12 protein-coding genes are annotated in these 6,722 nt (G+C 60.0%); 10 read left to right on the top strand and 2 right to left on the bottom strand.

Going from position 1 to position 6,722, the window contains the following annotated elements; genetic code table 11:
• The 9 genes from rpmJ to QVE23_RS09905 form a co-directional block, all read left to right on the top strand.
• On the top strand, positions 1-90 hold a 90-nt coding region (gene rpmJ / locus QVE23_RS09945; RefSeq protein ID WP_287968112.1), incomplete at its 5' end, for a 50S ribosomal protein L36.
• 26 nt (positions 91-116) lie between these two features.
• Complete coding sequence (rpsM, locus tag QVE23_RS09940; protein ID WP_021749643.1) at positions 117-482, top strand: 30S ribosomal protein S13; 366 nt, start codon at positions 117-119, stop codon at positions 480-482.
• Positions 483-497: 15 nt separating this feature from the next.
• A complete protein-coding gene (rpsK, locus tag QVE23_RS09935; protein WP_021749642.1) occupies positions 498-905 on the top strand; it encodes a 30S ribosomal protein S11 in 408 nt (135 codons plus the stop codon).
• 23 nt (positions 906-928) lie between these two features.
• Positions 929-1,531: a 30S ribosomal protein S4 gene (gene rpsD, locus QVE23_RS09930; protein ID WP_021749641.1), complete on the top strand. Its 603-nt coding sequence runs from the start codon at positions 929-931 to the stop codon at positions 1,529-1,531.
• Between the two features lie 89 nt (positions 1,532-1,620).
• Positions 1,621-2,574: a DNA-directed RNA polymerase subunit alpha gene (locus QVE23_RS09925; protein ID WP_021749640.1), complete on the top strand. Its 954-nt coding sequence runs from the start codon at positions 1,621-1,623 to the stop codon at positions 2,572-2,574.
• A 58-nt stretch (positions 2,575-2,632) separates the two neighbouring features.
• Positions 2,633-2,977 (top strand): 50S ribosomal protein L17, encoded by a 345-nt coding sequence (gene rplQ, locus QVE23_RS09920; protein ID WP_021749639.1) that lies wholly within the window; start codon positions 2,633-2,635, stop codon positions 2,975-2,977.
• Positions 2,978-3,073: 96 nt separating this feature from the next.
• Entirely contained in the window at positions 3,074-3,364 is a 291-nt protein-coding gene (locus QVE23_RS09915; protein WP_287968110.1) for a hypothetical protein, read from the top strand.
• Positions 3,365-3,397: 33 nt separating this feature from the next.
• Positions 3,398-3,676, top strand: coding sequence for a hypothetical protein (locus QVE23_RS09910; protein ID WP_021749637.1), 279 nt, complete (start codon positions 3,398-3,400; stop codon positions 3,674-3,676).
• Positions 3,677-3,835: 159 nt separating this feature from the next.
• Positions 3,836-4,546 carry a polysaccharide deacetylase family protein gene (locus QVE23_RS09905; protein ID WP_287966819.1) on the top strand — a complete coding sequence of 237 codons (711 nt, stop codon included), beginning with the start codon at positions 3,836-3,838 and terminating at the stop codon, positions 4,544-4,546.
• A 45-nt stretch (positions 4,547-4,591) separates the two neighbouring features.
• Here the strand turns inward: QVE23_RS09905 and secG are convergent, their stop codons facing one another.
• Positions 4,592-4,834 (bottom strand): preprotein translocase subunit SecG, encoded by a 243-nt coding sequence (gene secG / locus QVE23_RS09900; protein ID WP_021749635.1) that lies wholly within the window; start codon positions 4,832-4,834, stop codon positions 4,592-4,594.
• Between the two features lie 239 nt (positions 4,835-5,073).
• Here secG and lexA point away from each other — a divergent pair, with 239 nt between their 5' ends.
• Positions 5,074-5,664, top strand: coding sequence for a transcriptional repressor LexA (gene lexA / locus QVE23_RS09895; RefSeq protein WP_021749633.1), 591 nt, complete (start codon positions 5,074-5,076; stop codon positions 5,662-5,664).
• Between the two features lie 207 nt (positions 5,665-5,871).
• On the opposite strand, the gene QVE23_RS09890 is transcribed toward lexA, so the two are convergent.
• Positions 5,872-6,722: recombinase family protein (locus QVE23_RS09890; protein ID WP_287968109.1), on the bottom strand; the 851-nt coding region annotated here is incomplete at its 5' end.

The raw sequence follows: 6,722 nt of genomic DNA, 5'->3' as shown, positions 1-6,722 counted from the left end.
CCCATGTGCGAAAAGTGCAAGGTCATTCGCCGCAAAGGCCGTGTTATGGTCATTTGCGAGAACCCCAAGCATAAGCAGAGACAGGGCTAACATTTAATTGGAGGTGCTTTGAGAGTATGGCACGTATTGCCGGTATTGACCTGCCGAAGGATAAGCGTATCGAGATCGGCCTCACTTATATCTACGGCATTGGCAGAAAGAGCGCCAAGGACATCCTGGCGCAGACAGGCGTCAACCCCGACACCCGCGTGAAGGATCTGTCCGACGCCGACGAGCAGAAGCTGCGCGACGCCATCGACAGCTATACCGTTGAGGGCGACCTGCGCCGCCAGACCGCTCTGGACATCAAGCGGCTGACCGAGATCGGCTGCTATCGCGGCATTCGCCACCGCAAGGGTCTGCCCGTGCGCGGCCAGCGCAGCAAGACCAATGCGCGGACCCGCAAAGGTCCCAAGAAGACCATTGCGAACAAGAAGAAGTAAGGAGGGAGAACCAAGATGGCAACTGCAAAGGCATCCGCCGGCAAGAAGGTCATTCGCCGCCGGCGTGAACGGAAGAACATTGAGCGGGGCCAGGTCCATATCCGCTCTTCGTTCAACAACACCATGGTAACTGTTACCGATACACAGGGCAACGCGATCTCCTGGGCTTCCTCCGGCGGCCTCGGTTTCCGCGGCAGCAAGAAGTCCACCCCCTTCGCGGCACAGACCGCGGCTGAGACGGCCGCCCGCGCCGCTATGGAGCATGGCCTGAAGACCGTCGAGGTCTTCGTCAAGGGCCCCGGCCAGGGCCGTGAGGCCGCGATCCGGGCGCTGCAGGCCGTGGGCCTGGAAGTGACCATGATCAAGGACGTCACGCCCATCCCCCACAATGGCTGCCGCCCCCCCAAGCGCCGCCGTGTCTGATTTGAAGAGGAGGTAACAAGCAAATGGCTAAGAATATGCAGCCGATCGCGAAGCGCTGCAAGGCTCTGGGCATTTCTCCTGCCGTGATGGGCTATGCGAAGAAGGAGACCAATCGCAACCCCGGCGGCCAGATGAGAAAGAAGAAGAGCGAATATGGCATCCAGCTGAATGAGAAGCAGAAGGTCAAGTTCATCTATGGCATTCTGGAGAAGCAGTTCCACGCCTATTACGAGGCGGCCGCCAAGACCCCCGGCAAGACCGGCGACAACCTGCTGATCGCTGTGGAGCGCCGTCTGGACAATGTGGTATACCGCATGGGCTTCGCCATGACCCGCCGTCAGGCCCGTCAGCTGGTGAGCCACGCCCACTTCACCGTCAACGGCCGGAAGGTCGACATTCCCTCCTATCAGGTCAAGGCCGGCGATGTGATCGAGGTTGCCGAGTCCAGCCGCTCCTCTGAGATCTTCAAGCGCCTGCTGGGCCAGGATGCCCCCGTGTTCCTGATCCCCGCCTGGATGGAGCGTGAGAAGAACGCCCTGAAGGGCACCGTGACCCGTCTGCCCGCCCGGGAGGACATCGACGTTCCCGTCGAGGAGCACCTCATCGTTGAGTTGTACTCCAAGTAAGCGGAGGATACCCTCAATAATGATAGGAACTGCCGGCGGCGCGCAGTCATGCGTGCTCGCAACAAGAAGATGAAGGAGGGTACTACTGCATGATCGAAATTGAAAAGCCCCAGATTGAGTGCATCGAGACGCCGGGGGACGCCACATACGGCAAGTATGTGGTGGAACCGCTGGAGCGCGGCTACGGCACCACTTTGGGCAATGCGCTTCGCCGCATTATGCTTTCCTCTCTGCCCGGCACGGCCCCGACCACCATCAAGATCGCCGGCGTGCAGCATGAGTTCTCCACCATCCCAGGTGTCAAGGAAGACGTGACGGAGATCGTCCTGAATGTGAAGGGCCTGCTCACCAAGCTCCACTGCGAGACGGTGAAGACGGTCTACATCGAGGCGGTGGGCCCCTGCGAGGTCAAGGCCGGCGATATCAAGGCCGACGGCGAGGTGGAGGTCCTGAATCCCGACATGCACATTGCCACGCTGGACAACGGCGCGACGCTGAACATGGAGATCACCCTGTCCCACGGACGCGGCTATGTGCCTGCGGACCGCAACAAGCCGCAGCAGAACGTGATCGGCGTCATCGCCGTGGACTCCATCTACACCCCCGTGTATAAGGTCAACTACACCGTGGAGCCCACCCGTGTGGGTGCTTCCAGCGACTTCGACAAGCTGACGCTGGAGGTCTGGACCGACGGGACCATCTCTGCCCGGGACGCCGTGTCCTTGGGTGCGAAGATCCTGTGCGACCACTTTACGCTGTTCACCGACCTCTCTGAGAACGTGGGCAGCAAGCCCACTGTGGTGGAGAAGGCGGAGGCCCAGCGGGACAAGGTGCTGGAGCTGACCATCGAAGAGCTGGATCTCTCCGTCCGCAGCTTCAACTGCCTCAAGCGTGCCAACATCAACACCGTGGAGGATTTGATTTCCAAGACGGAGGACGAGATGATGAAGGTCCGCAACCTGGGCCGCAAGTCCCTGGAAGAGGTCATCAACAAGCTGGCGATGATGGGACTCCATCTGGCCGACGAAGATAACAACAACTGATTCCAATGCCGGCGGACGATCCCCGGCTGACCAAAATCCTGATAAGGAGGAAACCGAAATGCCCGGAACTCGGAAACTTGGCAAGCCCACTGACCAGCGCATGGCGATGCTGCGTCAGCAGGTGACGGATTTCCTGGACAACGGCAAGATGGAGACCACTCTTGCCCGCGCCAAGGAGATCAAGCCTCTGGCTGAGAAGATGATTACCCTCGGCAAGAAGAGCGACCTGGCCGCTTATCGGCAGGCTATGAGCTTCATCACCCGCGAGGATGTCTGCAAGAAGCTGTTCAAGGAGATCGCTCCCAGCTATGCAGAGCGCAACGGCGGCTACACCCGCGTGATCCGCACCGGCGTGCGCCGCGGAGATGCCGCGGAGACCGCCATCATCGAGCTGGTGAAGTAAGAACCCGCAATCAAAAAAGCCCTTTGTCATGGGAACCTAGGACCTGTGACAAAGGGCTTTTGATTGTTCTTGTGGACCTGAAGGAGATGTGATACAATGGAAGCGAAGGGGGAGATCTCTATGCGCATGGTTCACTGTGAGGACTGCAGAAAGCGGTATGACTACGATGTGGATGGCTTCTGCCCCCGGTGCGGGGCCTTCAACCAGCCTGTCTGGGTCCGGAGTGGCGGGACCGCCGCGGCCGCTGAGTCCCCTGCGGCACAGCAGAAGCGGACAGGGAGGCTCCAGCGGGAACTGGGAGAAAATCTCCGTCAGGCAGAGATGGCCATGGGCCGGCTGCTGAAGGAGCAGTCCCACGGTCGACGGCTGCCCGGCGGGGACTTGTGAGCGCCCGGCAGCAGAGCAAAGGAGGGAACATCTGTGAAGAAGATTTCCTGCGCTTCGTGCGGCAAACGGTATGATTGCGATGCAGACGGCTTCTGCCCCCGGTGCGGGGCCTTCAATCAGCCTGCAGGGGACGGAGACGCGCCGCAGCTCGAGAAGAAACCGGAATTTCAGCAGAGGGAGAAGCCCGCAGCACGCGGGCGAAAGAGAGCCCATTCAGCTGCCAAGGAGGGGGGACTGCTTCTGGGACTGGAAGTGGTGTCAGATCTGGCAGTGGACCTGGTGGGAGATGCCATTTCTGACCTGTTCTCCTGACCGTCTATGCAGAGCACCGAACGGAATATGAGATGAAGGAAGCGGGCGGGGCCCGCTTCCTTTTTTCGCGTTATGAAAAAACAGGAGAAAATTTTAACGGGTGTAAATTTTCAGCTGCCGCGCAAACTACCGCTGCATGAATGAGGAGGTGTGGGCGCGATGTGGAGAGGTCGCCTGTTTTTTCTGTGCCTTGCCCTGGCACTGCTGTCCGGCTGCGCGCCGGGCGGCCCTGTGGCGGAGGCTGGGGCAGATGCCCAGCTCCCGGCGGACAAGCTGATCGCCATTACATTTGACGACGGCCCACGCCGGAATACTACCGAGCGGCTGCTGGACGGCCTGCAGGAGCGGGGGGCAAGCGCCACCTTTTTCCTGATTGGCAAGCAGATCGAAGGCAATGAGGACCTGGTCCGGCGGATGCAGGCAGAGGGCCATCAGGTGGGCAGCCACACCTGGAACCATGTACGGCTTCAGGGGGTCTCCCGGGAGACGCTGCAGCGGGAGGTAGGCCGTACAGAGGAGACGCTGGAAGCGTTGCTGGGAGGGGGGCCATATTGGCTCCGCCCGCCATACGGGGCCGTGGATGCGGCGGACCGGGAGCTGCTGCAGGTGCCCATGATAAAGTGGTCCATCGATCCCAGGGACTGGGAAAAGCTCAATACAGCCCAGGTGAAGGCGGCGGTCCTGGAAAATGCGGCCCCCAATCAGATCATCCTGCTCCATGATATCTACGATACCTCTGTGGACGCGGCACTGGAGATTGTAGATACGCTTCAAGGGGAAGGCTACCGCTTCGTGACGGTGCAGGAACTGCTGGAAGCCAACGGTATCCAACCGGAGGCCGGCGTGCTGTACTGCTCCGGCGACATATAAAAAAGCGCCCGGTGTGCTGGCACACCGGGCGCTTTCAGCGCGAAATCAGCCCTGCAGGATCAGCAGGACCAGCGTCAGGATCAGGAAGATGGCCCCAACCCATTTGGTGGCGCGGGCCAGCTTGGCGTCCAGAGTCTTGGCCTTGTTGCGGGACAGGAAGGAGTCGGCCACACCGCCGATGGCACCGGAGAGGCCGGCGCTCTTGCCGGACTGGAAGAGCACGATGACAATGACTGCCAGACCGCAGAGAAGCTGCAGGATCGTGATGACGAGCGTTAAAGCGTCCATACAGGATAACCTCCAAAACTTTCAGCCATGCAGCGCATGGATCATGATTTCACAGATGTTAATGATACCATAGTTTTCTCTGTATTTCAAGGGGATTTTGCAAAAAAGCAGACAAATCAAAGCTATGCGGAAGCGTACGGACAGACGACAAAAAAGTTTGAAAATGATGGAACAAATGTTTGCTTTTCCTGCGGCGTTGTGGTATAATACAGCCAGAAATCCAGCGGAGGTGGACACGTATGCGGGAGCTCTCAAAGATGCAGCAGAAAATCTACGAGTACATTGCCGCCTGTATCCGGGAGCAGGGCTACCCCCCCTCGGTGCGGGAGATCGGGGAGGCCGTGGGGCTGAAGTCACCCTCCACAGTCCATTTTCACCTCAAACGGCTTGAGGAGGCAGGCGTCATTGAAAAGGGCGCCGGCAAGGGCCGCGCCATCACGCTGCGGGAATCTCCTAAGCCTGAAAATCAGGTCCCAGTGGTGGGCAATGTGGCGGCCGGCAGCCCCATTCTGGCGGAGGAGTGTATCGAGGACTATTTGACCTTCGATACCGCCGGTCGGCCCGGGGAGTATTTTGCCCTGCGGGTCCGGGGCGAGTCCATGCTGAACGCAGGCATCCTGCCCGGCGACCTGGTGGTAGTTCACAGCCAGCCCACTGCGCAGCACGGTGAGATTGTGGTGGCTCTGATCGATGACGAGGCGACGGTCAAGCGCCTGTCTCTGAAAAGCGGTCAGGTATGGCTGCTGCCGGAGAATGAGGCATATTCCCCCATTGACGGCACCTATGCCCAGATATTGGGCAAGGTGGCCGCCGTGGTGCGGCGCTATTGAAAGGCGCGGAAGCGCGCAAAGAAAGGGCGTGATGGAAATTTTCCATCACGCCCTCTGTTTTCCAAATCCGGCGGTCACGTCCCGGAGGAATGGGGCCTCCGCCGGACCAGCTGGGGCGCAGGGCCGTCCTGCAGCTCCTGGCGCAGCTTTTCCAGCGCCCGCTTTTCGATGCGGGATACATAGCGGCGCGGCAAATGTAAGCGAAAATTACGCCGTCTCAAACGGCGCAACTCCTTGCGAGTTCTGGCTTGCCTCGTCCAGCTGGGCGAAACGGAATTTGATAATGACTTTCTTATCCTCGGTCAGTTCCACCCACTCGATAAGGCTGACCAGCAGCTCCCGGCTCTCCCCGGCGGTTTCGACGAACCGTTGTACCAGTTCCCTGGCCCTGTCCTCACTGCGGACAGGGCTTTTTTGACGCAGCTCCAGTTCCTGCCGCTTTTCCTCCAGTTGCTCCCGTTCCAGCTTGATCCGGCTGAAGATGCGCTGGAAGTCCGACTCCGGCAACAGCCCGCTGAGCCGGTCGGTGTACACCCGATCCAGATTGGCGGTGAGGCTGTCGATCTTGGACTGGAGCATCTGGAGTTCCATCTCCAGGCCGCTCTGCTTCCCAGCGTTCTCCACGGCTTCCCGGGCCACGGGCAGCAGTTCATCTGGGTTCAGATACGCCTGGCACACCTCCCGCACCTTGGCGACCACCGCGTCGGTCACAGTCTTCTCCTTGATGGAGTGGCATGTGCAGACACCCGCTTTGGTGAACCGCTGGTAGGTGCGGCAGACGAAGTACAGCACATCCTCCCCCCTGGTGTGCCTGCGGCTGTTCACCAGCATACGCACCTTGCGGAAAGTTTCCACATCCACCAGCGGCTCGTGGGTGCCCTCCACCACCACCCAGTTGGCCGGGTCCTGCTTCAGGCACTTCTTGGACTTGTAACTGATCTTCACGCTGCGCCCCTGGACCATGTTGCCGATATAGGTCTCGTTTTGCAGCATGTCGGAGATCCGCTCACTGCTCCACAGGCCGGTGTAGGGGCCGGGTCTCGCCACTGGGAGATTAG

The organism is Oscillibacter sp. KLE 1728 (genome assembly GCF_934833455.1).
GTDB classification, from domain to species: domain Bacteria; phylum Bacillota; class Clostridia; order Oscillospirales; family Oscillospiraceae; genus Oscillibacter; species Oscillibacter welbionis.
This window is presented reverse-complemented; position numbering and strand designations above follow the sequence as displayed.

Excerpts from the sequence above, each read along its gene's own strand:
- lexA (WP_021749633.1), top strand. The coding sequence starts at position 5,074 with ATGCGGGAGCTCTCAAAGATGCAGCAGAAAATCTACGAGTACATTGCC.
- rplQ (WP_021749639.1), top strand. The coding sequence starts at position 2,633 with ATGCCCGGAACTCGGAAACTTGGCAAGCCCACTGACCAGCGCATGGCG.
- rpsM (WP_021749643.1), top strand. The coding sequence starts at position 117 with ATGGCACGTATTGCCGGTATTGACCTGCCGAAGGATAAGCGTATCGAG.
- rpsD (WP_021749641.1), top strand. The coding sequence starts at position 929 with ATGGCTAAGAATATGCAGCCGATCGCGAAGCGCTGCAAGGCTCTGGGC.
- secG (WP_021749635.1), bottom strand. The coding sequence starts at position 4,834 with ATGGACGCTTTAACGCTCGTCATCACGATCCTGCAGCTTCTCTGCGGT.
- QVE23_RS09905 (WP_287966819.1), top strand. The coding sequence starts at position 3,836 with ATGTGGAGAGGTCGCCTGTTTTTTCTGTGCCTTGCCCTGGCACTGCTG.
- QVE23_RS09915 (WP_287968110.1), top strand. The coding sequence starts at position 3,074 with ATGGAAGCGAAGGGGGAGATCTCTATGCGCATGGTTCACTGTGAGGAC.
- QVE23_RS09925 (WP_021749640.1), top strand. The coding sequence starts at position 1,621 with ATGATCGAAATTGAAAAGCCCCAGATTGAGTGCATCGAGACGCCGGGG.
- rpsK (WP_021749642.1), top strand. The coding sequence starts at position 498 with ATGGCAACTGCAAAGGCATCCGCCGGCAAGAAGGTCATTCGCCGCCGG.